This window comes from Sphingomonas sp. Leaf407 (assembly GCF_001425385.1).
Classification (GTDB): domain Bacteria; phylum Pseudomonadota; class Alphaproteobacteria; order Sphingomonadales; family Sphingomonadaceae; genus Sphingomonas.
On record NZ_LMQO01000001.1, the window covers coordinates 532669 to 557462 of the forward strand.

Consider the following 24794-nt stretch of genomic DNA (forward strand, 5'->3'; position numbering starts at 1 on the left):
CCATGCCGATCGAGATCAAGATGCCCGCCCTGTCCCCCACGATGGAAGAGGGGACGCTGGCCAAATGGCTGGTGAAGGAAGGCGATACCGTCAAATCCGGCGACATCATGGCGGAAATCGAAACCGACAAGGCGACGATGGAGTTCGAGGCGGTCGACGAAGGCGTGATCGGCAAGGTGCTGATCGCCGAAGGGACCGACAATGTGAAGGTTGGCGCGGTGATCGCCATCCTGCTCGAAGAGGGCGAGGACGCTTCGGCAGTCGACGCCGCTCCCGCCAAGTCGGCAACGCCGCAGCCCGCCGATGACCAGTTCAAGGGCAAGCCCGACGCCACCGATCCCAACAAGACCGGCAGCGAGGCGCAGCCCGCGCCCGCCGGCACGTCGGATCATGGCCGTCCCGCCGGTGCCGGCGCGGCGCAGGGCGATGGCGGTCGCGTGAAGGCCAGCCCGCTCGCCCGCCGGATCGCCGCCAACAAGGGCCTCGACCTGTCCGACGTGACCGGCAGCGGCCCGAACGGCCGTATCGTCAAGGCCGATGTCGAAAGCGCCAAGCCCGGCGAAAAGACCGCGCCCAAGGCCGAAGCCGCCGTGTCCGCTCCCGCGCCGAGCGCCGCAGCCGCACCGGCGCCCGCCGCCGAAGCGCCCAAGCCCGCCGCCGTGTGGTTCGACGATTCGATCCCGCACACGGTCGAGAAGCTGTCGAACATCCGCAAGACGATCGCGCGTCGCCTGACCGAATCGAAGCAGCAGGTGCCGCACATCTATCTGACGGTCGACATCCGTCTGGATGCGTTGCTCAAGCTGCGTGGCGATCTGAACAAGTCGCTCGATGCGCGCGGCGTGAAGCTGTCGGTCAACGACCTGCTTATCAAGGCGCTGGGCGTCGCGCTGGAAAACAGCCCGAAGTGCAACGTTACCTTCCTCGGCAACGAAATGGTGCAGTACAGCCGCGCCGACGTGTCGGTGGCGGTGTCGACGCCGACCGGCCTCATCACCCCGATCATCCGCGACGCCGCCAACAAGGGCGTGGCGAAGATCAGCACCGAGATGAAGGACCTTGGCCGTCGCGCCAAGGAAGGCAAGCTGAAGCCCGAGGAATATCAGGGCGGCACCGCGTCGCTCTCGAACATGGGCATGTTCGGCATCAAGCAGTTCGAAGCGGTCATCAACCCGCCGCAGGGCATGATCCTCGCGGTCGGTGCCGGTGAGAAGCGGCCGTACATCGTCGACGACGCGCTGGGCGTCGCGACGGTGATGACCGCGACCGGCAGCTTCGATCACCGGGCGATCGATGGTGCCGACGGTGCCGAGATGCTGAAGCTGTTCAAGGCACTGGTGGAATCGCCGCTGGGCCTGATCGCCTGACCGTGCGCGCCCGGCTGCTGACCGAGATCGTCGCTGCCGTCGCGGGACTCGCGGCGGCATGGGCGATCGGGTCGCTGTCGGCGTGGTCCTATCCGCTGGGTCGGCGCGACATCTGGCTGGTGACATGGGTATCGATGGCGGTCGTCGCGCTGCTGGGCATGCGGCAGGTGCAGCGCGCGATCGCCGAGGAACGGGCGAAGGGAGCGGACCGCGATGGTTGAGAACAGCGCCACGCCGCCGACCGGCCAGCCCGCGCTCCGCGTCACCGCGATGCCGGCGGACACCAATCCCTATGGCGACATCTTCGGCGGCTGGATCATGTCGCAGATGGACATGGCCGCCGGCCTCGTTGCCGCGCGCCATTCAAAGGGGCGGGCGGTGACGATCGCGGTCGACGCGATGCAGTTCTACGCCCCCGTGGCGGTCGGCGACGAAGTGTCGGTCTATGCCGATCTGATAAAGGTCGGCCGGTCGTCGATGACGATCGAGGTCGAGGCATGGCGTCGCGACCGCTTCGGCGAGGCGCTTGACCGGGTGACGCAGGCGCGATTCGTGTTCGTCGCGATCGACGCGGACCGCAAACCCAGGCCGATCGACGCCTGAATTTCATTTCTTGGATCACGCTGCTCGACCGGGCAGCATCGAGCATAAAGGCAAAGTGATGGCTGAATCTTACGACCTCATCGTGCTCGGGTCCGGCCCCGGCGGCTATGTCGCGGCGATCCGTGCGAGCCAGTTGGGCCTGAAAGTCGCGATCGTCGAGCGCGAGCGGCTGGGCGGCATCTGCCTCAACTGGGGCTGTATCCCGACCAAGGCGCTGCTGCGCTCGGCCGAAATCTATCATTACATGATGCACGCCGCGCAATACGGCCTGTCGAATGAGAAGCCGGCGTTCGATCTGAACAAGGTGGTCGACCGCAGCCGCAAAGTGGCGGGCCAGCTCAATGCCGGCGTCAAGGGGCTGATGAAGAAGAACAAGGTGACGGTGCATGAGGGCATCGGCACCATTACGGCCAAGGGCAAGCTGACCGTCGCGCAGGGCGACAAGAAGACCGATCTCGAAGCCAAGCACATCATCGTCGCGACCGGTGCCCGCGCCCGCGATCTGCCGTTCGCGAAGGCCGACGGTTCCAAGATATGGACCTATCGCCACGCGATGGTGCCGCCCGAAATGCCGACCAAGCTGCTCGTCATCGGATCGGGCGCAATCGGTGTCGAATTCGCCAGCTTCTATAACGACATGGGCGCGGACGTGACCATCGTCGAGATGCTCGACCGGATCATGCCGGTCGAGGACGCCGAGGTCAGCGAGTTCATGCACAAGGCGCTGACCAAGCAGGGCATGACGATCAGGACCAAGTCGGGCCTCGAAAAACTCGAAGCGACCGCATTGGGCGTCAAGGCCGCGATCAAGGGGCCGGACGGCAAGGTCGAACAGGCCGAGTTCAGCCATGCGATCGTCGCGATCGGCATCGTTCCCAATACCGAGAATATCGGGCTGGAAGCGCTCAAGATCGAAACCGAGCGCGGCCACATCAAGACCGATGGCTATGGCAAGACGAACGTCGACGGCATCTGGGCGATCGGCGACGTGACCGGTGCCCCGTGGCTGGCGCACAAGGCGAGCCATGAGGGCGTGATCGCCGCCGAGGCGATCGCCAAGGCGCTGGGCAACAAGGACGTTCATCCGCACGCGATGGACAAGAACAACATCCCCGGCTGCACCTATGCCCGTCCGCAGGTGGCGAGCGTCGGCTTCACCGAGGCGAAGGCCAAGGAAGCCGGCTACACCGTCAAGGTCGGCAAATTCCCGTTCATCGGCAACGGCAAGGCGATCGCGCTCGGCGAGGCGGAAGGCTTCGTCAAGACGGTGTTCGATGCCAAGACCGGCGAACTGCTCGGCGCGCACATGGTCGGCGCGGAAGTGACCGAGATGATTCAGGGCTATGTCATCGCCCGCCAGCTCGAGACGACCGAGAAGGAGCTGACCGAGACGGTGTTCGCGCATCCGACGATTTCGGAATCGATGCACGAATCGGTGCTGGGCGCCTACGGCCGCACGCTGCACATGTAACTGTAACGCCAACGTCATATTGACCGCTTGACCCGCGCCGGTGCCCAACGGCATGGCGCGGGTCCATGAAGCATCTGTTCCCGGCGACCCTGGCCGTATCGCTCATGGCCACTCCGCCTGCCGCTGCGCAGACGGTGCAGGAACTCCAGCGCCAGATCGACGAGTTGAAGGCGGTCATCGCCGAAATGAAGGCGCAGCAGGCACGGATCACGGCACCGGTCGCCGTCGTTCCGACTGTAGCACCGGCGGTGGTTTCTGCCCCCCCGCCACAGCTTGCCGCCGCGCCCGCCGCACCGAAGCGCAAGCCATGGTATGAGCGGATCAGCGTTCGCGGCTATACCCAGTTGCGGCTGAACGAGATCATTTCCGGCGATCGCACCGCGCCCGACGGCATCGCCCGGCTGCGGTCGGTGCATGACGGCGGGATCGGCGACGACACCGGCTTCACCTTCCGCCGCATCCGGCTGGTGTTGCAGGGCGATCTCAACGACCGGGTATCCTTCTACCTCCAGCCCGATTTCGCGCAGAACGTCGCCAACCAGTCGGTCAGCGAGCGGCGCGAAAGCTTCGTGCAGTTGCGCGACGCCTATGCCGATGTGTTTCTCGACAAGGATAAGCGTTTCCGGCTGCGCTTCGGCCAGTCGAAAATTCCTTATGGCTGGGAAAACCTGCAATCGTCGGGCAACCGCCTGACGCTCGACCGGGCGGATGCGATCAACAGCGCGGTGCCGAGCGAGCGCGATATTGGCGTCATCGCTTATTACACCCCGGCGCGGACCCAGGCGATCTGGGACGCACTGAACGCCGATGGTCAGAAACTGTTCGGCAATTACGGGGCTTTTGGCCTGGGGCTGTTCAACGGGCAGGGGGTCAATCGCGAGGAAACCAACGATGCGGTGATGGTGACGGCGATGGCGACATGGCCGTTCGCGGTCGGCGGACAGGTGGTCGAGTTGGGCGGATCGGCGCTGCACAACCGGGTGCAGCCCGAAGTGCGCAGCGGCGGGGTCAGCGCCACGCCGTTCACCGAGGAGCGCGTGGCGCTTCATGCCATCCTGTACCCCAAGCCGTTCGGGTTGCAGGCCGAGTGGAACTGGGGGCGAGGGGCGGAATATGATCGCAGCCTGCGCCGCATCGTCGACCGGGACCTGAGCGGTGGCTATGTCCAGGCGATGGCGCGGGTGAAGCATTCCCCGCTCGGACCGTTCATGCCCTATGCCCGCTGGCAGCGCTATCGCGGCGGGTGGAAAGCCGCGCTCAATGCCCCACCGCTCGATACCGAGGAAGTCGAACTGGGCATCGAATTCCAGCCGTTCGCGCCGCTCGAACTGACGATCGCCTATGCCGAGATGGACCGCGCCGAGGCCGACGAGCGGCGTACCGGGCGCGCGGAGGGCAGCCTCCTGCGCACCCAGTTGCAGTGGAATTATTGAAGCGGCTTACCGGAACGGCGGTTCGTTGAACGCGCGCAGCTTGCGGCTGTGGAGCCGTGCGCCTTCCAGTCGCAGTTGTTCGCACGCCTCGATGCCGATGCGCATATGTTCGTTGATCGCGCGTTCGTAGAAACGGTTGGCCTGGCCTGGCAGTTTAAGTTCGCCGTGCAGCGGCTTGTCGGAGACGCACAGCAGCGTGCCGTAGGGGACGCGGAAGCGATAACCCTGCGCGGCGATCGTCGCCGATTCCATGTCGATGCCGACCGCGCGTGACAGCGAGAAGCGCAGCGCCGAGCGGCTGAAACGCAATTCCCAGTTGCGATCGTCGGTGGTGACGATGGTGCCGGTGCGCAGGCGTTGTTTCAGCTCGTCGCCCGACTGGCCCGACACGATCTCCGCCGCGCGGGCCATCGCCACCTGCACCTCGGCAATGGCGGGGACCGGAATTTCCGGCGGCAGCACGTCGTCGAGCACATGGTCGTCGCGCAGATAGGCGTGGGCGAGGACATAGTCGCCGATCCGCTGGCTGGGACGCAGGCCGCCACAATGGCCGATCATGAGCCATGCCTCGGGACGCATCACCGCGAGGTGATCGCAGATCGTCTTGGCGTTTGATGGCCCCACGCCGATGTTGACCAGGGTAATGCCGGTGCCGTCGGGCGCGATCAGGTGATAGGCCGGCATCTGGTGCCGCCGCCACGCGCTGTCGCTGACCATGCGTTCGGCATCGTCGTCGGCGGTCGCCAGCACACCGCCCGCCCCCGACAGCGCGGTATAGCGGCTGGGCGTGCCATCGGCGGCGGGTTTCAACTGTTCGCCGGCCCAGCGGACGAATTCGTCGACATAGCGGTGATAGTTGGTGAACAGCACATAGCGCTGGATATGTTCGGGCGGGGTGCCGGTATAGTGGCGCAGGCGGGCGAGCGAGAAGTCGGTGCGCAACCCGTCGAACAGTGCCAGCGGGCGGTGATCGTCCTGCGTCGCCCACAGGCCATCGGCGATCTCGTCGCCGATATGCGCCAGTTCGGTCGCGGGGAAATGGCGCGCCAGTTCGGTGGCGGACACCGCGTCGAGGCTGAGCGCATGACCGGCGTCGAGCACATAGGGGAAGGGGATTTCCTGCCGCCCCGGTGCCGCTTCGACGCTGACGTCATGGTTGGCGATCAGCAGGTCGAGCTGTTCGGTCAGATAGGCGGCGAACATCGCCGGCTTGGTCACGCTGATGCGATAGTCGCCAGGCGTCGTCAGCCGGCCATAGGCGCGCGACGGCGTCGGGCGGTCGCTGCCGCCGCGATAGGTCAGGCGGATTTCGGGATAGGCGAACGATCCGTCGATCCGCGCCGACGACGATGGCGGCGTGCCATCGGTCAGGTAGCGGTCGAGTGCCGCGCGCAGCCGCGCGACGGAAGCGGTGTAGAGCCGATCGAGTTCGGCGACGATCTGGGAAGCCTGCGTCATCGACCGTGGCTAAGGCGTCGCGCGGTGCGACGCAAGCCCCGGCACGCGATGGGCGCGTGCCGGGGCCGGGGATCAGATGGCCGGGGGCGGAACCGTCGGTTCGGCATCCGCTTCGCGCTTCTTTTCCATCAGCTTCGATGCGCCGAAGGCGGCACCGGCGATGGCGGCGGCGGCACCGGCGACGATCGCGGCGGTGGCACCGGGATGCGCCTTGACCGTCTCGGCAGTCGACTTGGCGGCACCGGCCACCGCGTCGCGCGACCGGGCGGCGGCGTCGCTCACGCTTTCCTTGGTGGAGGCGAGCGCTTCGGACGCCTTTTCGCCCAGCGTCTTTTCGGTCGGGGCCAGCGGATCGGCCGGGGGCACTTTGGTCATGATGGCTCCTTGTCGCTTCGATATGGTTGCGTAACCATTCCGTAACTCGATCGTCGTCGTACGGTTCCGTACCGATCGTCGGACAGGGTCACAGCGACGCGAGCAGATGCTCCGCCGAACTGACCTCGAACGCGCCGGGTTGTTCGACATGGAGCAGGCGAACGACGCCATCGTCGACCAGCATCGCATAGCGTTTCGACCGCACGCCCATGCCATAGGCCGACGAATCGACCTCCAGCCCGAGCGCGCGGGCGAAATCGCCGTTGCCGTCGGCCAGCATCGTCACGCGGGCGTCGACGTCGTTCGCCTTGCCCCATGCGGCGAGCACGAAGGCGTCGTTGACCGCGGTGCAGGCGATTTCGTCGACGCCTTTGGCGCGAAACGCCGCCGCCTGTCCGACGAAGCCCGGCAGATGCTTGGCCGAGCAGGTAGGGGTGAAGGCACCGGGCACGGCGAACAGCGCGACCGTGCGGCCCGCGAAGAAATCCCCGGTCGTCACCTGATCGGGGCCGTCGGGCGTTACCTTGGCGAGCGTGGCATGGGGCAGGCGGTCGCCGGTCTGGATGGTCATGCGTGTCTCCGGGTACGGGGGATACAGGCAGCTTGGGTGCGGCGCGCGCCGTTTTCAAGCATGGCGCTCGGTCGTGCCGCACGGTAGCGTCGCACGGACCATGGACCAGACGCGATTCCTAGCCGGACAGATATTGCTGGCGATGCCCGGTATCGGCGACCGCCGGTTCGATCACGCTGCCATCGCCATTTGCAGCCACGACACGGACGGCGCGATGGGGGTCGGCATCGGCGATACGATCGACGGGTTGACGCTGCACACGCTGCTCGACCAGCTTGACATCGAACCGGGCGCGGCCCCCGACGTCGCGGTGCATATGGGCGGGCCGGTCGAGCCGCGGCGTGGCTTCGTGCTGCACGATGCCGACTGGGGCGGGCAGGACACGATCGACGTCGCCGGGCGCTGGGCGCTATCGGGATCGGTCGACGTACTGCGCGCGATCGCCGAAGGGAACGGGCCGGGCCGCTTCCTGATCGCGCTCGGCTATGCCGGCTGGAGCGAAGGACAACTCGAATCCGAACTGTCGCGCCATGGCTGGATGAACGTCGCGGGCGATGCCGCGCTGTTGTTCGACGTGCCGACGCAGGGCCGCTGGAAGGCGGGCTTCACCCGCGCAGGAATCGACCCGAAATTGCTGGCACCCGAGGGCGGGACGGCCTGATCCTTTCAGTTTTCGTCAACGCTCCGGTGCTACGCCGCCGGGCGTGCTACCGTTGCTCGACCAGGCCCGTACCGCGTTCGTCGCATCGCTCCACGTCTGGGGCGTCAGCTTCGCGATCGTCACCGCGATCGAACTCCTCGCGCCGCGCAGCCGCTACCCGGTCGGCGGCCGTCTGCACGGGCTGTTGTTCTGGACGATCTGGCTGGCGATCAGTTCGCTGACCTATGCGCTGTTTCGCGGCATCTGGGCGACGATCGGCGTTCCGCCGCTGGTCGTCCTGCCGACCGGCGCGCGGTGGGCGGGACCGCTCGCGGTGGTCGTCGCGCCGATCCTCGGCGCGCTGGTGTACGACTTCTTCTTCTACTGGTGCCACCGTGCCCAGCATCGATGGCTGTGGCGCTATCATGCGGTGCATCATTCGATCCGCGAAATGTCGGCGGTCAATGCGTGGCATCATCCGGTTGAACCGCTGCTCCAGGTGCTGCTGATCGCCATCCCGACCAGCCTGATCGCCAGCGAGGCGGCACCGGTCGTGCCGGTCGCGCTGATGCTGATGCAGCTCCAGTCGCAGTTCATCCATTCGCCGACCCGCTGGCATTTCGGCCCGGCGGCGGCGGTGCTGGTCGACAACCGGTTCCACCGCATCCACCATTCGGTCGAGGAGCGACATTTCGACCGCAATTTCGGCGCGTTCACGACATTGTGGGACCGGCTGTTCGGCACGGCATGGATGCCGGCGCGCGACGAGTGGCCCGATACCGGCATCGCCGAGGTCGATCAGCCGCGAACCCTGCGCGACTGGGTGATGCTGCCGGCCTATTACGATCGCGCGGTCGGCCGGAACGTCGAGCGGCCGGTGGCCGCGCAGCGGATATAAAGAAATCTTTATATAGGGTTTGCGTTTCGACCATTGGCTTAGTAGAGGCCGCGCATTCGCCATGGGCGTGCCCATGGCCCCACGCGCAGGAGTTCCCATGGCCACCGCCATCGCTGACAAGCAGACCGATTACGTCATCAAGGACATCGGCCTCGCCGATTTCGGTCGCAAGGAAATCGAGATCGCCGAAACCGAGATGCCGGGCCTGATGGCGCTGCGCGAGGAATTCGGCGCGTCGCAGCCGCTGAAAGGCGCGCGGATCACCGGTTCGCTGCACATGACGATCCAGACCGCCGTGCTGATCGAGACGCTGACCGCGCTCGGTGCCGACGTCCGCTGGGCGACGTGCAACATCTTCTCGACGCAGGATCATGCCGCCGCCGCGATCGCCGCCAAGGGCATTCCGGTGTTCGCGATCAAGGGCGAGAGCCTTGCCGATTACTGGGATTATGTCGGCGACATCTTCAACTGGGGCGACGAGACCGCCAACATCATCCTCGACGACGGTGGCGACGCCACGATGTTCGCGCTGTGGGGCGCGAAGCTCGAAGCCGGCGCGACGCTCGGCGAGCCGGAGAACGAAGAGGAAGTCGAGTTCCAGCGCGCGCTCAAGGCCTATATCGCCAAGCGTCCGGGCTATCTGACCGAAACGGTCAAGAACCTGAAGGGCGTGTCGGAAGAGACGACGACCGGCGTGCATCGCCTGTACGAGATCGCGAAGAAGGGCGAGCTGCCGTTCCCGGCGATCAACGTCAACGACAGCGTCACCAAGTCGAAGTTCGACAATCTGTACGGCTGCAAGGAATCGCTGGTCGACGCGATCCGTCGCGCGACCGACGTGATGCTGGCGGGCAAGGTCGCCTGCGTCGCGGGCTTCGGTGACGTCGGCAAGGGTTCGGCGCAGTCGCTGCGCAACGGCGGCGCGCGCGTGATGGTCACGGAAGTCGATCCGATCTGCGCGTTGCAGGCGGCGATGGAGGGCTTCGAGGTCGTGACGATGGAAGAGGCCGTGACCCGCGCCGACATCTTCTGCACCGCGACCGGCAACGCCGACGTCATCACCGCCGAGCATATGGCGGCGATGAAGCCGATGAGCATCGTGTGCAACATCGGCCACTTCGACAGCGAGATCCAGATCGCCGCGCTCAGCAACTATGAGTGGGACGAAGTGAAGCCGGGCACCGATCTGGTGAAGTTCCCCGATGGCAAGCAGATCATCGTGCTCGCCAAGGGCCGTCTGGTGAACCTCGGCTGCGCGACCGGCCACCCGTCGTTCGTCATGTCGTCGTCGTTCACCAACCAGGTGCTGGCGCAGATCGAGCTGTGGACCAAGGGCGAGCAGTACAACAACGAAGTGTATGTCCTGCCCAAGCACCTCGACGAAAAGGTCGCGGCGCTCCACCTCGAAAAGCTGGGCGTGAAGCTCAGCAAGCTGACGCCGAAGCAGGCGGGCTACATCGGCGTGCCGGTCGAAGGGCCGTTCAAGCCGGATCACTACCGCTACTGATCCGGCGCGGCATCGCGTCGAGTATCGAAGGGGCCGGCCACCATATCGGGTGGCCGGCCCTTTTTCGTTGCGCCCGACCGCGCGGATCGCTCGGAAGGGCGACAGGCGCGACGTCCGATGTGACGCCGCCCCTTTCTCCCGACGACCGGCTCGACTAGGCATCGTTGCCATGCCCTTGCGAACGAACCCGTCATGACGCCCCTGCTCGTCAATATCCTGTGCGGCGTCGTGCTGGCGGTGTTGGTCGCGGTCGCCGGCTGGGCGTTGTGGCGCGGGCTGGCCGCCGCCCGCGCGGGCCGGGCGCAGGCGGCGCTGTTCGATTCGCTTCAGGCCACGTTGGCGGCGTCGCCCGCGCTGTCGATGATCGTGCGCGCCGACGGGCGGCTGTATCTGTCGCAGCCCTTGGCCGACCGGCTGGGCCATGCGGCCATGCCGGCGATGCTCGGCGACCTGTCGGGCGGCGAGGATGGGCTGGAGCCGGGCAGCGCCGACCGGCTGGTCGAGGCGATCACTTCCGCGCAGCGCGGGGGGCGGCCGTTCCGCACCGTCGTCCGCGCGACCGGATCCGCGCGCTCGCTGTTCGCGATCGGCGACCGCGCGCCCGACGAACTCCATGCGCCCGGTGGGGTGCTGGTGTGGTTCTTCGACGCGACCGAATTTCACGACGAGATCGCGACGCTGGGCCATGAGGCGGAGGAATATCGCGCGGCGTTCGAGGCGCTCTCCAGCCTGATCGAAGCCGCGCCGATCCCGATGTGGTATCGCGACGACACGCTGCGCCTTGCGATGGTCAACACCGCCTATGTCCGCGCGGTCGACGCCGCCGATGCGTCGGAGGTGATCGGGCGGCAGGTCGAGCTGGTCGAGGGTGTCGGACTGGGCGGGCCGCTGGCCAGTGCGTCGATCGCGCGCGATACCGGTCAGCCGCAGGCGGCGGCGATGCCGGCGACGATCGGTGGTGCGCGGCGGATGCTGCGCGTTCACGATACCCCCTTGCGCGATGGCGGCACCGGCGGCTTCGCGATCGACGTCCACGAGATCGAGGAGGCGCGCGGCGGATTGAAGCGCGCGCGCGATGCGCAGCGATCGATGCTCGATCGGCTATCGGCGGGGGTCGCGCAATTCTCCGCCGACCGGACGCTGGAATTCTGCAACCAGCCGTTCCGGCGGACGTTTGCGATGCGCCCCGAATGGCTCGCCGACCGGCCCGAGTTCGACCGGGTGCTCGAGCGGATGCGCGAGGCCAAGCGCCTGCCCGAAGTCCGCGATTTTCCCGGCTGGAAGGCCGAGCGGCGCGACTGGTTCCGCGCGGCCGAAGGCGCGATCGAGGAACAATGGCACCTGCCCGGCGGCACGCACCTGCGCGTCGTGGCGCAGCCGCTGCCCGAGGGAGGGTTGTTGCTGATCTTCGAGGACCGCACCGAACAGGTGCAACTGGCCAGCGCGCGCGACACGCTGCTGCGCGTGCGGACCGCGACGTTCGACAATCTGTTCGAGGCGCTGGGCGTGTTCGCCGCCGATGGGCGGTTGCAGATCTGGAATGCCAAGTTCCGGCAGGTATGGGGGCTGGACGATGCGTTTCTCGACAGCCATCCGCGCGTCGACGCGCTGGCCGAACGAGTGGCGGACAGCCTTGCCAATCCGGGGCGGGCGACGCTGATTCCCGAACTGGTGCGCTTCGCCACGCAACAGCGAATGCAGCGATCGGGCCGGTTCGCGATGGCCGACGGGCGGCATTATGAATTCGGCGCGGTGCCGCTGCCCGATGGCAACGCGTTGCTGACGATGCTCGACATTTCCGACAGCCGCCGCGTCGAACAGGCGCTGCGCGACCGCAACGAGGCGCTGGAGGCGGCAGACCGGGTCAAGACCGCGTTCGTGGCATCGATGAGCTATGAACTGCGCACCCCGCTCACCTCGATCAAGGGGTTCGCCGAGATGTTGCAGGGCGGCTATGCGGGGAAGCTGAGCGAGGATGGTGGGCGTTATACCGACGCGATCCTCGAATCGGTCGAGCGGTTGAGTGGGCTGATCGACGACACGCTCGACCTGACCGCCAACGAAACCGCGCCGATCGCGCGGGCGACGGTGCCGTTGAAGCTGATCGCGGGGCATGCGGTCGAGGCGGTGCAGGGCGATGCGCAGGCGCGGGGCATCGAACTGGTCAGCGAGATCGCGCCGTCGGCCGGCGTGATGCTGGGCGATGCGCGGCGGTTGCGGCAGGCGATGGGGCATCTGCTCGACCATGCGATCACCGGGCTTAGGCCCGGTGGGCGCGTGCTGCTGCATATCGACGGCGATGCGGCGCGGGTGCGGATCGTGGTGTCCGACGATGGCCCCGGCATGTCGCCCGAGGCGGTGGCCCGCGCGTTCGACCGGTTCGCGCAGGCCGGCGCGTCGCGGGTCGGCGAACGCGCGCTGAGCGTCGACCTGCCGCTCGCCCGGCAGGCGGTCGAGGCGCATGGCGGAACGATCGAACTGGTGTCGGAGAAGGGCGTGGGGACGCTGGTCACGATCGACCTGCCGCGCGAACCATGATTCTGCCGGACGAGACTGCGGCGCTGGCGCTGGGCGGCAGACTGGCGCGGGTGGTGCGTGCCGGTGATGTCGTCGCGCTGTCGGGGCCGCTGGGGGCGGGCAAGACCAGCATCGCGCGCGGCGTGCTTGCCGGGCTGGGGCTGGAGGGTGAGGCGCCGTCGCCCAGTTTCGCGATCGTGCAGCCCTATGATCCGCCCGAAGTCGCTATCAGCGTGCTGCATGTCGACCTGTATCGGATCGAATCGCCCGGCGAGGTCGTCGAACTGGGCCTCGACGATGCGCGCGACGATGCAGTGCTGCTGGTCGAATGGCCCGAACGATTGCCCGATGCCGAATGGGACGATGCGCTGTGGCTGACGCTGGCGTTCGCCGATGGCGGCGGGCGTAGCTTGACAGCGCGGGTGCCGCCCGCTTGGGAACACCGATGGCCGCTGACCTGAACCCGCGCGACGCGGCATCCGCTTTCCTGACCGCCGCTGGCTGGGGCGACGCGCGCGTCGTGCCGCTGGCGGTCGATGCGTCGTTCCGGCGCTATTACCGAGTCGAGGACGGTGCCCGTAGCGCGGTGCTGATGGATGCGCCGCCACCCGAGGATACGCGCAAGTTCGCCACCATGGCGGCATGGCTGACCGACCGGGATTTTCCTGCCCCCGCTATCCTCGCCGACGATCCCGACGCCGGCTTCATGCTGGTCGAGGATTTCGGCGACGACCGGATGCGCGAGGCGCTCGACGTGGCCCCCGAGCGTGGGGGCGAACTCTATGCGGCGGCGGTCGATCAGTTGCTGCGGTTGCAGCAGCATGAGGCCGCGCCGGTTCCGCCCTACGACCGTGCCTTCATTCTGCGCGAAGCCGATCTGATGATCGAATGGTATTGCGGCGCGCTGAACCTGACCGTCGATGCGGCGGGGTATCGCGCGGCATGGGACCGCGCGTTCGACGCGATCGAGCCGATGCCGGTCACGACGGTCCTGCGCGACTATCATGCCGAAAATCTGATGCTGCTCGCCGACGATCGGCTCGGTCTGCTCGATTTTCAGGACGCGCTGGCGGGGCATCCCGCCTATGATCTGATGTCGTTGTTGCAGGACGCACGGCGCGACGTGAGCCCGGAAATCGAGACGGCGATGCTCGCGCGCTATCGCGCCGCGACCGGGGCGGGCGAGGGGTTCGACGTGGCCTATCACCTGTTCGGCGCGCAGCGGAACGCCAAGATTCTCGGCATCTTCACCCGGTTGTGGCGGCGCGACGGCAAGCTGCGCTATGGCGTGCTGTGCCCGCGCGTCTGGGCGTATCTGGAGCGCGATCTGCGGCATCCGGCGCTGGCAGACCTCACGCGCTGGTTCGACGACAATATCCCGGCAGACCGGCGCGGGAACCCACAGGAAATCGCATGACTACCCTTCGTTCGATCCGCCCCAATCCGCAGGCAGCGGTGCCCGAAACCGCGATGGTGATGGCGGCGGGGCTGGGCAAGCGCATGCGCCCGCTCACCGCGATGCGACCCAAGCCGCTGGTCGAGGTGGCGGGCAAGCCGCTGATTGATCATGTGTTCGACCGGCTGCGCGGGGCGGGCGTGAAGCGTGCGGTGGTGAACGTCCATTACCTTGCCGATGCGATGGAAGCGCACCTGAAGCACCGGGTGAAGGGCATCGACATCGCGGTGTCCGACGAGCGGGGCCGATTGCTGGAAACCGGCGGCGGGCTGGTGCAGGCGCGGGACCTCATCGGGGACAAGCCGTTCGTCTGCGTCAACAGCGACAATTTGTGGGTCGACGGGCCGATCGATTCGATCCGGCTGTTGAGCGCGCTGTGGGACGACGCGACGATGGATGCGCTGCTGCTGTTGGTGCCGCTGGCGCAGGCGCAGAGCCATCGCGGGCAGGGCGATTTTCACCTCGACGCGCTGGGGCGGATCACCGGGCGGCGCAAGCCGGGGCGGCTGGCGCCGTTCGTGTTCACGGGCGTGCAGATATTGTCGCCGCGGGTGATCGCCGACTGGCCCGAAGGGGCGTTCTCGACCAACCTGTTCTGGAACCGCGCAATCGAGGCGGGCCGCGCGTTCGGCGCGGTGCATCAGGGGCTGTGGTTCGACGTCGGTACGCCGGCGGCGATCCCGTACACCGAAGCGGTGTTGGCTGATGGCTGAGGCGAAGCGCCTCAACCTCTATACCATCCCGATCCACCGGGCATTCGCCGATGCGCTGGCGGTCGGGCTGATCCGGCGGTTCGGCGGCGACCGGATGCGGCTGGCGCAGGGCGTGGTGCTGGTGCCGACCAACCGTGCCAAGCGGACGGTGCAGGAAGCATTCGTCCGCGCCAGTGGCGGCGGGTTGCTGCTCCCCCGACTGGTCGCGATCGGCGACCCCGAAGTCGAGGAAGCCGCCGGGGCCTTCGCCGATCCGGCCGACGCGCCCGAACCGGTGCCGCCCGCCGTCGATCCGCTGGCACGGCGGATGATCCTCGCCCGGCTGGTCAGCGAGGAGCGGACGCGCGCCGGTCGCCCGGTCGACGGGGCGGAGGCGATGCGGCTGGCGGGCGATCTCGCCAACACGCTCGACCAGTTGCTGGTCGAGGAAGTCGATCCGGCGCGGCTGGCCACGCTCGACGTCGATGAATCGCTGTCGGCGCATTGGGAACGCTCGCTCGAACTGTTCCGCATCGTGCTCGATCGCTGGCCGCACGAACTGGCGGCGCTGGGGCAGATCGACATGGCCGAGCGGCGCACGCTGCTCTTGCGGCGGTTGTGCGCCCGCTGGACCGCCACGCCGCCGCGCGGGTTCGTGTGTTCGGCGGGCATCACCACCAATGCCCCCGCCGTGGCGCAGTTGCTGCGCTGTATCGCGGGGATGGAGCGCGGCATGGTGGTGCTGCCCGGCCTCGATACCGCGATGGACGACGGCGAATGGGCGTCGCTCGGGCCGCATGAACCCGATCCGGTGACGGGGCGGCGCAAGCGATCGATCGAGACGCATCCGCAGTTTCACCTGAAGCTGCTGCTCGACCGGATGCGGGTCGGCCGGCACGAATTCCTGCGCTGGCAGGCGGCGAGCGAGCATGACGCGACACCGACGCGCAGCCGGGCGATCGCCACCGCGCTGGCCCCGGCCGATCGTACCCACCACTGGATCGACGTACCGCCCGCCGACCGGCGGCTGTCGGGGGTGCGGATGGTCGAACTCGCCACCCCGGCCGAGGAAGCACAGGCGATTGCCATCGCGCTGCGCGAGGCATTGGAGACGCCGGCGCGCACCGCCGCGCTGGTGACGCCCGACCGGACGCTGGCGCGCCGGGTGGCGGCGCATATGGCGCGGTGGGACATCGCGATCGACGATTCGGCGGGGCAGCCGCTGTCGCTGATGGCGCCGGGCACGCTGCTGCTGGCGCTGGTCGAGGCGGCGACGCAGGGGTTCGCGCCGGTCGCGCTGCTGGCGCTGCTCAAGCATCCGCTGGTGCGGCAGGACGGCGACCGGATCGGCTGGCTCGACGGGGTGCGACGGCTCGACCGGGCACTCAGGGGGCCGCGCCCGGCGGCGGGACTGGCGGGCATCGACCGGCATCTGAGCGAGGGCGATCCGCGCGACGCGGCGATCCGCGCGGCGGCGCTGCCGTTCTGGGAAGAGGCGCGGGTGTTGCTGACGCCCTTGGCGCGCGCCTTTGCCGGTGGTCCGCAGCCGCTGGCCGATCTGCTGGCGCTGGTGCGCGAGAGCGCGACCGCGCTGGCGGGCGATGCGGCGTGGCGGCGGCCCGAAGGGCGCGGCGCGGCGGAACGCATCGCCGAGCTGGAGGCGCAGGCGTCGCTCGGGCCGCCGGTGATCGATCCGGCGGCGTTGCCGATGTTGCTGCGACTGTTGCTGGACGAGGTGGCGGTACGGCCGGCGCAGGGCGCGCATCCCCGGCTGGCGATCCTCGGGCTGCTCGAAGCGCGGTTGCAGAGCGCCGACCTGATGATCCTGGGCGGGTTGAACGAAGGGGTGTGGCCCGCGCTGCCCGCGCCCGATCCGTGGCTGGCACCGCGTATCCGCCAGGAACTGGGGCTGGCCGGCCTCGATCGGCGGATCGGGCTGTCGGCGTTCGATTTCGCGGCGGCGCTGGGCGGGCGCGAGGTGGTGCTGACGCGGGCGGCGCGCGATGCGACTGCGCCGACGATCGCGTCGCGGCTGTGGCTGCGGTTGCAGGCGCTCGACGACGGGCTGGAGCGTGCGGCCGCGTTGCGCGACTGGGCGCGGGCGATCGATACGCCGGCGGCGTTCGCCGCCGCTCTCCGGCCGGCGCCACGGCCGCCGGTGGCGCTGAGGCCCCGGCGGATTTCGGTGACGGAAGTGGACCGGCTGAAGGCCGATCCGTACGCCTTTTATGCGCGGCGGATGTTGCGGCTGGTGCCGCTAGACGCGGTCGATGCCGATCCGAGCGCGGCGTGGCGCGGCACGGCGGTGCATGGCGTGCTGGAGCATTGGGCGGTCGAGGACGGGCTGGACCCGGTGAAGCTGGGGCGCAGGCTGGACGCGCTGCGCGACGATCCGCGCACCCATCCGCTGTTGCGTGCCTTGTGGGTGCCACGGTTGCGCGAAGCGATCGACTGGGTGGCGGCGTTCACCCACGAGAAGCTGGCCGAGGGGCGCAGCGTCATCGGTGTCGAGGCGGCGGGCCGGCTGGAGATCGCCGGGGTGGAGCTGACCGGCAAGGCCGACCGGATCGACCGGGCGGCGGACGGAACGCTGGCGATCATCGACTACAAGACCGGCAAGGCCCCGAGCGCGAAGGCAGTAGCGGCAGGATACAGCCTGCAACTGGGGCTGTTGGGGTTGATGGCCGAGCGCGGGGCGTTTCCGCGGATCACGGGCACGGCGGCGGCGTTCGAATATTGGTCGCTGACCAAGGACAAGGACCGGTTCGGCAAGATGGCGACCCCGGTATCGGCCGATGGATCGGGCGGCAGGAAGGTGGCGACCGCGGACTTCGTTGCCCTCGCCAAACGCCATTTCGAGGAAGCGGTCGGCCGTTTCCTGACCGGTGACGAGGCGTTCGTCGCCAAGCTGGTCCCCGAACACGCCCCCTATGCCGAGTATGACCAGTTGATGCGTCGTGACGAATGGTATGGCCGTGAGTGAGGTAAAGGCGCTCCAGCGTCTGAAGGACGATCAGGCGGCGGCGAGCGATCCGCATCGCCATGTGTGGCTCTCCGCCTCGGCGGGGACCGGCAAGACGCACGTCCTGTCGGCGCGGGTGTTCCGGCTGCTGTTGCGCGGCGTCGATCCCGCCGCGATCCTGTGTCTGACCTTTACCAAGGCGGGCGCGGCCGAGATGGCCGAGCGGATTTCCTCGCGCCTCGCCCGCTGGGTACGGTTGCCGCGCGAGGAATTGAAGTTCGATCTGTTCGCGCTGGGCGAGGATGTGAACGACGACGCGCTGATCGCGCGCGCGCGGACGCTGTTCGCGCGGGTGCTCGATGCGCCGGGCGGCGGCGTGCGGATCCAGACGATCCACGGCTTCTGCCAGAGCCTGCTCGCCGGCTTCCCGGTCGAGGCGGGGCTGGTGCCGGGCTTCCGTCCGCTGGAGGCGCGCGAGGAAGCGGGCATGGCGCGCGAGGCGCTGGCCGAACTGCTGGTCGCCGAACAGCGCGGCGGATCGACGCGGATCGGCGATGCGATCGCCGCGATGAGCCTGCGCATGGGCGAGGGCGCGGCCGAGACGTACTTACGCGAATGTGCGAGGCAACCGCAGGCGATGGCGGAACTGCCGAGCGGCATCCAGCCGTTCCTGCGCCGCGCGTTCGACCTGCCGATGGGCGACATCGAGCAGGTGATCGCGAGCGAATGCAGCGACGACGCCTTCGATACCGATGCGCTCGAACGGCTTGCCGCCGCCAACCGGGCATGGGGAACGCCGACCGGGACGAAACTGTCCGGCGCGATCCTGGGCTGGCTGGCGTCGACGCCGCACGACCGTTCGCGGCGACTGGACGAGGTCCGCGCGATGTTCTTCACCCAGAAGGATACGCTGAAAGTCGCCAAGCCCAAGGTGCTGGCCGCCGAACCCGATCACAACGAACTGGCGACCGGGGTGGGGACGCGCGCCGCCGAACTGATCGCGCTGCGGGGCCAGGCGGGCTATGCCGATGCGCTGGCCGGCGCGCTGGAGGCGGGGCGGGCCTATGCCGATGCCTATGCCCGCGCCAAGCGCCGGGTCGGCGGGGTCGATTTCGACGACCTTATCCGCGAGACGTTGAAGCTGCTGGCGCAACCCGGCATCGGCGAGTGGGTGCGCTTCAAGCTCGACCAGACGACCGAACATGTCCTGATCGACGAGGCGCAGGACACCAATCCCCAGCAATGGGCGATCGTCCGGTCGCTGGTGGAGGAATATTTCAGCGGCGACGCGGTGCGCGCGGCGGGGATGCGGACGCTATTCGTCGTCGGCGATTACAAACAGGCGATCTTCGGTTTCCAGGGCACCGACCCGATCTTCTTCGAGGCGGCGCACCGCGACTTCACCCGCCGTGCCGAACTGCCGCCGGGCTATCATGGCGCTGCCCGCGAGCTGGATACGCTGTCGCTGACGCACAGCTTCCGCACGACGCGGCCGGTGCTGGAATTCGTCGACGCGGCGATTGCCGCCTTGCCGGGCAACGGCATGGGGATCGACCGGCCAGAGGCGCACGCCAGCGAAGTGCCGGGGCCGGGCAGCGTAACGCTGTGGGCGCCGACCGTGGTCGAGGCGGCGGGAGACGACGAGGAAGGCTGGATCGACGATTCGACCCGCGTCATTGCCCGCGACATCGCGCGGGCGATCAAGGGCTGGATCGGCACGCTGCCGCTGGCGTCGAAAGGGCGGATGCTGGAGGCGGGCGACGTGATGGTGCTGGTGAAGCGCCGCGGCGACCTCGCCTCGCTGATCGTCGCGCGCCTGTATGCCGAGGGAGTGCCGGTGGCGGGCGTCGACCGGCTGCGGCTCGACGCGCCGCTGGCGGTGCAGGATCTGCTGGCGGCGATCCGCTTCGCGCTCCAGCCCGACGACGACCTTAGTCTCGCCAATTTGCTGGTGTCGCCGCTGATCGGCTGGACGCAGGAGCAGTTGCTGGCCGGCGCGCTGCGCGAGGGCGGGAGCCTGTGGCGGCACCTGCGCCAGCGCGACAGCGAGGCGGTCGAGCCGTTGTCGCGCATCCTGCGCCGTGCCGATTTCACCACGCCCTATCGCTTCCTCGAGGAAATCCTGTCGGGCGAGCTGGACGGGCGGCGGCGGCTGGTCGCGCGGCTGGGCGCGGAAGCGCACGACCCGATCGACGAATTGCTCAATGCCGCGCTGTCATTCGAGGCGGTGGCGACGCCGTCGCTGCAACGCTTCGTCGAATGGTTCGACCGGGGCGAGGTGGAGATCAAGCGCGACGCAGGTGCGGCGGGCGGCGCGGTGCGGGTAATGACCGCGCATGGCTCCAAGGGGTTGCAGGCACCGCTGGTGTTGCTGGCGGATGCCGCGATCGATCCCGCCAAAAGTCGGCGCGACATCATCCGTTGGCGCCCTGATGGTCACGATGGCGAGGCGTTTCCGGTGTTTCGTCCGCGTCCCGCCGAACTCGGCACGCCGGTCGACGATGCCGCTGCGGCGGTCGACGCGCGCGAGCTTCAGGAACATTGGCGGCTGTTCTATGTCGCGGCGACTCGTGCCGAGGAACGGCTGGTGATCGCCGGCGCACCCTCGGCCCAATGCGCCGGCATTCCGCCGGCGCTCAGTTGGTACAGCGCGGCGGCGGCGGCATTCGATTCGCTGGGCGCGGCGGAGCAGGACGGCGAGCGGGTGTTCACCGGCACGCGCGACGAAGCGCCAGCCCCCGCGCGGCTGCGGCGTGCCGCGAGCCGGCCCGGCATGGCTGCCGTTCCCGACTGGCTGCATGTGCCCGCCCCGCGCGAGGCGCGGCCATCGCGCCCGCTGGCCCCGTCAGCGCTGGGCGAGGATGAGGTGGCCGATCCGCCGCCATCGGCGACGATGCGCGCGGCGGCGGAGCGCGGGCGGCTGCTCCACCAGTTGTTCGAACGCCTGCCCGACCTGCCGCGCGACGCGCGTGCCGATGCGGCCGAGCGCTGGCTGGCCGGGGCGGCGGGGGTGAGCGATGCCGGCCTGCGCCGACGGATGACGCGCGACGCGATGGCGATCCTCGACGATCCGCAGTTCGCCGACCTGTTCGGCCCCGATGCGCTGGCCGAAGCGCCGATCGCCGCCGCGTTGCCCGGCGGCGACGTGGTTGCCGGCACCGTCGACCGGCTGTGCATCGGCGACACGCGGGTCCGCGTGGTCGATTTCAAGACCGGGCGGCGGGTGCCCGCGTCGATCGAGGACATTCCGGTCTATCATCTCAAGCAGATGGCGGCCTATGCCGCCGCGCTGACGGTGATCTTTCCCGACCATGCGATCGAGGCGGCGCTGCTCTACACCGCCGGGCCGACGATGTTCGTGTTGCCCGACGCGCTGCTTGCCCGTCACAAGCCGGGCTATCGCGCGGGGGAACAAAGCTACGCGGGCGAAGCTTGAGGTCGCACGCCGCCGCCCATAGATACGGGGTCAAGAAGGAGAATTTCCCATGCCGACCAAGACCGTGACCGACACCAGCTTTTCCGCCGACGTGCTGCAATCCGACAAGCCGGTGCTGGTCGATTTCTGGGCGGACTGGTGCGGGCCGTGCAAGATGATCGCCCCGGCGCTCGAAGAGATCGCCGACGAACTGGGCGACAAGGTGACGATCGCCAAGGTCGACATCATGGCCAACCCCGAAATTGCCGGGTCGATGGGCGTCCAGTCGATTCCGCTGCTCAAGCTCTTCAAGAACGGCCAGCCGGTCGCCGACCTGCTCGGCGCGCGGCCCAAGAGCCAGTTGAAGGCGTGGCTCGAGGGTGAACTGGGCTGATGACACGAAGGGCGAAGATCGGTTCCGCGATCTTCGCCCTTCTGGTTTTGGCGTGTCTGGTCGTGGCGTTGGCGTCACGAACCCAAAGGCCTTCGGTCAAAGCGCTGTACGACCGAAGCGTCCTGTTCCTGACCGGGAACGATCCTCTCACCAGATGTTGGAAACGCGAACGAGACGGCTCATTCGAATTTGACGCCTTCATCGGTGCCCGTCGCTGCTACGACTTCGCGCCGCCCAAATCCTATGATGGCATCTATATCGACGAGTTCGAGGGCCAGCGGTTTGTGCCGCAGGAAAGGCTGAACGGACGATATGACCAGGTTCCCCGAATCTGGTTCAGCATGGATGAACGGTCTGACCTTCGCATCGAACCGCTCGTCGGAATGCAGCGGACGGACAAAGGCGATGGCCGGACCCGGGTCTGGCGTGTTCGCTTTGTTGGTCGGGAACCCAAACGAACGGGACGCTATGGCCATATGGGCATGAGCCGTCGGATGGTGCTGATCGATCGACTGGTATCGGCCGATCAGCTCGCGACCTACGACGGCTATCTACCCGATGCCTTCGACCTACGCACGATCAACTCCGGTAATCGGCGTTGATCGAGATGTAGCCATGCGTCAGGTCGCAGGTCCATACCGTCGCATGGCCTTCGCCGAGGTTCAGGTTCACACCGATCTCGATGTCCTGCCCCTTGAGATGCGCGGCGACCGGGGCTTCGTCGTAGCCGGTGACAGCAAGACCGCCTTCGGCCACCTGCGTCGTGCCGAAGCGGATGGCGAGCTTGTCACGTTCGGCCGGCTCGCCCGCCTTGCCGACCGCCATCACCACGCGGCCCCAGTTGGCGTCCTCGCCGGCGATGGCGGTCTTGACCAAGGGTGAGTTGGCGATGCTCATCGCGATGCGGTGGGCGCTGCCATCGCTGCTCGCCCCCTCGACGGTCACGGCGATGAACTTCGATGCGCCTTCGCCGTCGCGGACCACCAGATGCGCGAGTTGACGGCACAGGTCGTGCAGTGCGGCGGCAAACGCGTCCGCGCCGTCATCGTCGAACGACGCGATCGGATCGCCGCCCGCCGCACCGGTTGCGAAGGCGAGCACGGTGTCGCTGGTCGAGGTATCGCCGTCGACCGTGATGCACGAGAAGGTCTGGCGATTGGCGGCTTCCAGCGCCGATTGCAGGAAGGCGGGATCGACCGCCGCATCGGTGAAAATGAAGCCGAGCATCGTCGCCATGTCGGGCGCGATCATCCCCGACCCCTTGATGATGCCGGCCAGCTTCACCGTGCGGTCGCCGACCTTGGCGGTGACGAACGCGCCCTTGGTGAAGGTGTCGGTGGTGCCGATCGTCTCGGCCGCCGCTTCCCAGTCGCACGGATTGGCGACGAAGGCGGCGTCGAGTCCCGCCTCCGCCTTGTCGATCGGCAACGGCACCCCGATCACCCCGGTCGAGGCGACGAACACGTCGGACGGCTGGCAGCCGACCGCCTGCGCGGTGCGCGCGGCGATCGCCTCCACGGCGGCACGGCCGCGGTCGCCGGTGAAGGCGTTCGAATTGCCGGCATTGACCACCAGCGCGCGTGCGCGGCCCAGCACCAGCGCCCGGCGGCACCATTCGACCTCGGGCGAGGGGCATTTGCTGTTGGTCAGCACGCCGGCCACTGCCGTCCCCTCGGCCAGCGTCGCGAAGGTCAGGTCGGTGCGGTCCCATGTCTTGTAGCGCGCGCGCGCGACCCGCAGCGTCACCCCGCCGATCGGCGGCAGCGCGGGAAACGGCGTGGCGAGCGGGGAGGTGGCAGTCGACATGGGCGTGGGTCCCGGTCTAGCCTGCACCGGATATGGGGCAGGGGATGGATATGCGGCGGTTCCTACGCATGGGCGCGGCGGTTGCAACGCTTTGTTGGGGTGGCGGGGCTTTGGGACAAAGCGCGCCGGTGCCGATCGATCCGGCGTCGTGGATAACGCACGACGATTATCCGGCCGAGGCACTGACGAAAAATCTGGCCGGCACGGTCGAGCTTGCCTTTTCGGTCGATCCGGCAGGCCGGGCAACGGGTTGCTCGATCGTCATATCCAGCGGCAGCACGATATTGGATGATGCCGCATGCAACGCCATGATCCCCCGCGCCCGCTTTGAACCGGCAAGGGACGCGAGCGGCAAGGCGGTTGCCGGCACCTCGCCACGGCGGGTTCGATGGACCCTGCCATCGACTGTCGCCAGTCCGGCGCCGGCACACTCCTTTGCACTGATCGAACAACTGACGTTCGATGGCGATGGCAAGATCGTCGGCTGTACCGGTCGTGCGTCCGGCGACATCGGTGCCGAAATGCCGGCTTGCCTGCGGGTGGGCGACTCATTGGCCGTCAGCCAGTTCATGACCGGCCGATACCGTAACGGGGTGGCGACGCGCATGGTGACGCAGATCGTGGAAGGCGACACGATGCCGCTGAACGCGCCCACGAGCGACGTGCCACCGAACTGGACGGTTGAGCGCAGCTTCACGTTGCAACCGGACGGGGTCGTCGCCGATTGTTCCCAGCGGGAGTCAGGCAAGGGAATCGTGCCCTGCGAGACAGGGCGGAGCTATGCGCCGCCACTGGACGGCCGCCCGCACCGGGTTTCCTACGAAACCCGCTGGGCCTTCCAGCCCGCGAAGTGACGCGCCCCGGCTGGACGCGGGGCCACCGCTTCCCTATGTCTCGAACCTATGCGACCGGTCATCCGTCGCGAAACGACAACGTCTGGACGACCTGCTTGCGTTTGCTGCTGTTTCTCTCTGCGCTGCTGACGGGCCTGACCGGCCTGTTGCCGGGCGTGGGCGCGCTTCAGGCGCGGCAGGTAGCCGAGGCGCAGGCAGTGGCCGGACAGATCGCGGTCGCGATCGTCGAGGCACCGTCGATGGCCGTCGCGCGTCCCGATCAGCCATTGCTGCGCAATCCACAACCGCTGTTCCTGACGCCCGCGCCGCATGTCGCGGTGCGCGCGCGGACGCTGCGCACCCACGAATAGCGCGTACCCGGCGCCTTTCGTCCTC

The 24794-nt window shown here is 68.0% G+C and carries 22 protein-coding genes; 18 read left to right on the forward strand and 4 right to left on the reverse strand.

Features of this window, described 5'->3' with window-relative positions:
• The first annotated feature begins 2 nt into the window (after positions 1 to 2).
• The 5 genes from ASG37_RS02475 to ASG37_RS02495 all read left to right on the forward strand — a co-directional run bounded on the left by ASG37_RS02475 (position 3) and on the right by ASG37_RS02495 (position 4874).
• Positions 3 to 1367 carry a pyruvate dehydrogenase complex dihydrolipoamide acetyltransferase gene (locus ASG37_RS02475; RefSeq protein ID WP_055755735.1) on the forward strand — a complete coding sequence of 455 codons (1365 nt, stop codon included), beginning with the start codon at positions 3 to 5 and terminating at the stop codon, positions 1365 to 1367.
• Between the two features lie 2 nt (positions 1368 to 1369).
• Positions 1370 to 1588, forward strand: a complete 219-nt coding sequence (locus ASG37_RS02480; protein ID WP_055755737.1) for a hypothetical protein — start codon at positions 1370 to 1372, stop codon at positions 1586 to 1588.
• Entirely contained in the window at positions 1581 to 1970 is a 390-nt protein-coding gene (locus tag ASG37_RS02485; RefSeq protein WP_055755739.1) for an acyl-CoA thioesterase, read from the forward strand. The genes ASG37_RS02480 and ASG37_RS02485 overlap by 8 nt, the downstream gene beginning before the upstream one ends.
• 58 nt (positions 1971 to 2028) lie before the next feature.
• The gene (lpdA, locus tag ASG37_RS02490) at positions 2029 to 3441 is read left to right on the forward strand and encodes a dihydrolipoyl dehydrogenase (RefSeq protein WP_055755741.1); all 1413 of its coding nucleotides are present in this window, start codon (positions 2029 to 2031) and stop codon (positions 3439 to 3441) included.
• Positions 3442 to 3506: 65 nt separating this feature from the next.
• Positions 3507 to 4874, forward strand: a complete 1368-nt coding sequence (locus ASG37_RS02495; RefSeq protein WP_055755743.1) for a porin — start codon at positions 3507 to 3509, stop codon at positions 4872 to 4874.
• Positions 4875 to 4880: 6 nt separating this feature from the next.
• Here ASG37_RS02495 and ASG37_RS02500 read toward each other — a convergent pair whose 3' ends face one another.
• From ASG37_RS02500 to ASG37_RS02510, 3 genes are all read right to left on the reverse strand, one after another.
• Positions 4881 to 6332, reverse strand: a complete 1452-nt coding sequence (locus ASG37_RS02500) for an AMP nucleosidase (protein WP_055755744.1) — start codon at positions 6330 to 6332, stop codon at positions 4881 to 4883.
• A gap of 72 nt (positions 6333 to 6404) precedes the next feature.
• Complete coding sequence (locus ASG37_RS02505) at positions 6405 to 6707, reverse strand: hypothetical protein (RefSeq protein ID WP_055755746.1); 303 nt, start codon at positions 6705 to 6707, stop codon at positions 6405 to 6407.
• 88 nt (positions 6708 to 6795) lie between these two features.
• Positions 6796 to 7278 carry a peroxiredoxin gene (locus tag ASG37_RS02510; protein ID WP_055755749.1) on the reverse strand — a complete coding sequence of 161 codons (483 nt, stop codon included), beginning with the start codon at positions 7276 to 7278 and terminating at the stop codon, positions 6796 to 6798.
• 100 nt (positions 7279 to 7378) lie between these two features.
• Here ASG37_RS02510 and ASG37_RS02515 point away from each other — a divergent pair, with 100 nt between their 5' ends.
• The 11 genes from ASG37_RS02515 to ASG37_RS17540 all read left to right on the forward strand — a co-directional run bounded on the left by ASG37_RS02515 (position 7379) and on the right by ASG37_RS17540 (position 22361).
• Positions 7379 to 7939: a YqgE/AlgH family protein gene (locus tag ASG37_RS02515; protein ID WP_055755751.1), complete on the forward strand. Its 561-nt coding sequence runs from the start codon at positions 7379 to 7381 to the stop codon at positions 7937 to 7939.
• A gap of 52 nt (positions 7940 to 7991) precedes the next feature.
• Positions 7992 to 8816, forward strand: coding sequence for a sterol desaturase family protein (locus tag ASG37_RS02520; protein ID WP_162233446.1), 825 nt, complete (start codon positions 7992 to 7994; stop codon positions 8814 to 8816).
• 97 nt (positions 8817 to 8913) lie between these two features.
• Complete coding sequence (gene ahcY / locus ASG37_RS02525; protein ID WP_055755755.1) at positions 8914 to 10323, forward strand: adenosylhomocysteinase; 1410 nt, start codon at positions 8914 to 8916, stop codon at positions 10321 to 10323.
• Between the two features lie 192 nt (positions 10324 to 10515).
• The gene (locus ASG37_RS02530) at positions 10516 to 12861 is read left to right on the forward strand and encodes a sensor histidine kinase (protein WP_055755756.1); all 2346 of its coding nucleotides are present in this window, start codon (positions 10516 to 10518) and stop codon (positions 12859 to 12861) included.
• Positions 12858 to 13301, forward strand: coding sequence for a tRNA (adenosine(37)-N6)-threonylcarbamoyltransferase complex ATPase subunit type 1 TsaE (gene tsaE, locus ASG37_RS02535; protein WP_055755759.1), 444 nt, complete (start codon positions 12858 to 12860; stop codon positions 13299 to 13301). The genes ASG37_RS02530 and tsaE overlap by 4 nt, the downstream gene beginning before the upstream one ends.
• Positions 13286 to 14257 (forward strand): aminoglycoside phosphotransferase family protein, encoded by a 972-nt coding sequence (locus ASG37_RS02540; protein WP_055755761.1) that lies wholly within the window; start codon positions 13286 to 13288, stop codon positions 14255 to 14257. Before tsaE ends, ASG37_RS02540 begins: the two co-directional genes overlap by 16 nt.
• Positions 14254 to 15009, forward strand: a complete 756-nt coding sequence (locus ASG37_RS02545; protein WP_055755763.1) for a nucleotidyltransferase family protein — start codon at positions 14254 to 14256, stop codon at positions 15007 to 15009. Before ASG37_RS02540 ends, ASG37_RS02545 begins: the two co-directional genes overlap by 4 nt.
• On the forward strand, positions 15002 to 17971 hold the full coding sequence (gene addB / locus ASG37_RS02550) for a double-strand break repair protein AddB (protein WP_055755765.1): 2970 nt from the start codon (positions 15002 to 15004) through the stop codon (positions 17969 to 17971). The genes ASG37_RS02545 and addB overlap by 8 nt, the downstream gene beginning before the upstream one ends.
• Positions 17958 to 21386 carry a double-strand break repair helicase AddA gene (gene addA, locus ASG37_RS02555; protein ID WP_055755766.1) on the forward strand — a complete coding sequence of 1143 codons (3429 nt, stop codon included), beginning with the start codon at positions 17958 to 17960 and terminating at the stop codon, positions 21384 to 21386. Before addB ends, addA begins: the two co-directional genes overlap by 14 nt.
• 49 nt (positions 21387 to 21435) lie before the next feature.
• On the forward strand, positions 21436 to 21759 hold the full coding sequence (trxA, locus tag ASG37_RS02560) for a thioredoxin (RefSeq protein WP_055755769.1): 324 nt from the start codon (positions 21436 to 21438) through the stop codon (positions 21757 to 21759).
• Entirely contained in the window at positions 21759 to 22361 is a 603-nt protein-coding gene (locus ASG37_RS17540; protein ID WP_156349024.1) for a hypothetical protein, read from the forward strand. The genes trxA and ASG37_RS17540 overlap by 1 nt, the downstream gene beginning before the upstream one ends.
• Here ASG37_RS17540 and argJ read toward each other — a convergent pair.
• Positions 22339 to 23565, reverse strand: coding sequence for a bifunctional glutamate N-acetyltransferase/amino-acid acetyltransferase ArgJ (argJ, locus tag ASG37_RS02570; RefSeq protein ID WP_055755773.1), 1227 nt, complete (start codon positions 23563 to 23565; stop codon positions 22339 to 22341). The genes ASG37_RS17540 and argJ overlap by 23 nt on opposite strands.
• Before the next feature lie 128 nt (positions 23566 to 23693).
• Here argJ and ASG37_RS02575 point away from each other — a divergent pair, with 128 nt between their 5' ends.
• Positions 23694 to 24419, forward strand: a complete 726-nt coding sequence (locus ASG37_RS02575) for an energy transducer TonB (RefSeq protein ID WP_162233447.1) — start codon at positions 23694 to 23696, stop codon at positions 24417 to 24419.
• A gap of 95 nt (positions 24420 to 24514) precedes the next feature.
• Complete coding sequence (locus tag ASG37_RS02580; RefSeq protein WP_156349025.1) at positions 24515 to 24769, forward strand: hypothetical protein; 255 nt, start codon at positions 24515 to 24517, stop codon at positions 24767 to 24769.
• Positions 24770 to 24794 lie beyond the last annotated feature (25 nt).

Excerpts from the sequence above, each read along its gene's own strand:
- addA (WP_055755766.1), top strand. The coding sequence starts at position 17,958 with ATGGCCGTGAGTGAGGTAAAGGCGCTCCAGCGTCTGAAGGACGATCAG.
- trxA (WP_055755769.1), top strand. The coding sequence starts at position 21,436 with ATGCCGACCAAGACCGTGACCGACACCAGCTTTTCCGCCGACGTGCTG.
- ASG37_RS02475 (WP_055755735.1), top strand. The coding sequence starts at position 3 with ATGCCGATCGAGATCAAGATGCCCGCCCTGTCCCCCACGATGGAAGAG.
- argJ (WP_055755773.1), bottom strand. The coding sequence starts at position 23,565 with ATGTCGACTGCCACCTCCCCGCTCGCCACGCCGTTTCCCGCGCTGCCG.
- ASG37_RS02530 (WP_055755756.1), top strand. The coding sequence starts at position 10,516 with ATGACGCCCCTGCTCGTCAATATCCTGTGCGGCGTCGTGCTGGCGGTG.
- ASG37_RS02545 (WP_055755763.1), top strand. The coding sequence starts at position 14,254 with ATGACTACCCTTCGTTCGATCCGCCCCAATCCGCAGGCAGCGGTGCCC.
- ASG37_RS02510 (WP_055755749.1), bottom strand. The coding sequence starts at position 7,278 with ATGACCATCCAGACCGGCGACCGCCTGCCCCATGCCACGCTCGCCAAG.
- ahcY (WP_055755755.1), top strand. The coding sequence starts at position 8,914 with ATGGCCACCGCCATCGCTGACAAGCAGACCGATTACGTCATCAAGGAC.
- ASG37_RS02495 (WP_055755743.1), top strand. The coding sequence starts at position 3,507 with ATGAAGCATCTGTTCCCGGCGACCCTGGCCGTATCGCTCATGGCCACT.
- ASG37_RS02505 (WP_055755746.1), bottom strand. The coding sequence starts at position 6,707 with ATGACCAAAGTGCCCCCGGCCGATCCGCTGGCCCCGACCGAAAAGACG.
- ASG37_RS02540 (WP_055755761.1), top strand. The coding sequence starts at position 13,286 with ATGGCCGCTGACCTGAACCCGCGCGACGCGGCATCCGCTTTCCTGACC.
- ASG37_RS17540 (WP_156349024.1), top strand. The coding sequence starts at position 21,759 with ATGACACGAAGGGCGAAGATCGGTTCCGCGATCTTCGCCCTTCTGGTT.
- ASG37_RS02515 (WP_055755751.1), top strand. The coding sequence starts at position 7,379 with ATGGACCAGACGCGATTCCTAGCCGGACAGATATTGCTGGCGATGCCC.
- tsaE (WP_055755759.1), top strand. The coding sequence starts at position 12,858 with ATGATTCTGCCGGACGAGACTGCGGCGCTGGCGCTGGGCGGCAGACTG.
- ASG37_RS02500 (WP_055755744.1), bottom strand. The coding sequence starts at position 6,332 with ATGACGCAGGCTTCCCAGATCGTCGCCGAACTCGATCGGCTCTACACC.
- ASG37_RS02485 (WP_055755739.1), top strand. The coding sequence starts at position 1,581 with ATGGTTGAGAACAGCGCCACGCCGCCGACCGGCCAGCCCGCGCTCCGC.
- lpdA (WP_055755741.1), top strand. The coding sequence starts at position 2,029 with ATGGCTGAATCTTACGACCTCATCGTGCTCGGGTCCGGCCCCGGCGGC.
- addB (WP_055755765.1), top strand. The coding sequence starts at position 15,002 with ATGGCTGAGGCGAAGCGCCTCAACCTCTATACCATCCCGATCCACCGG.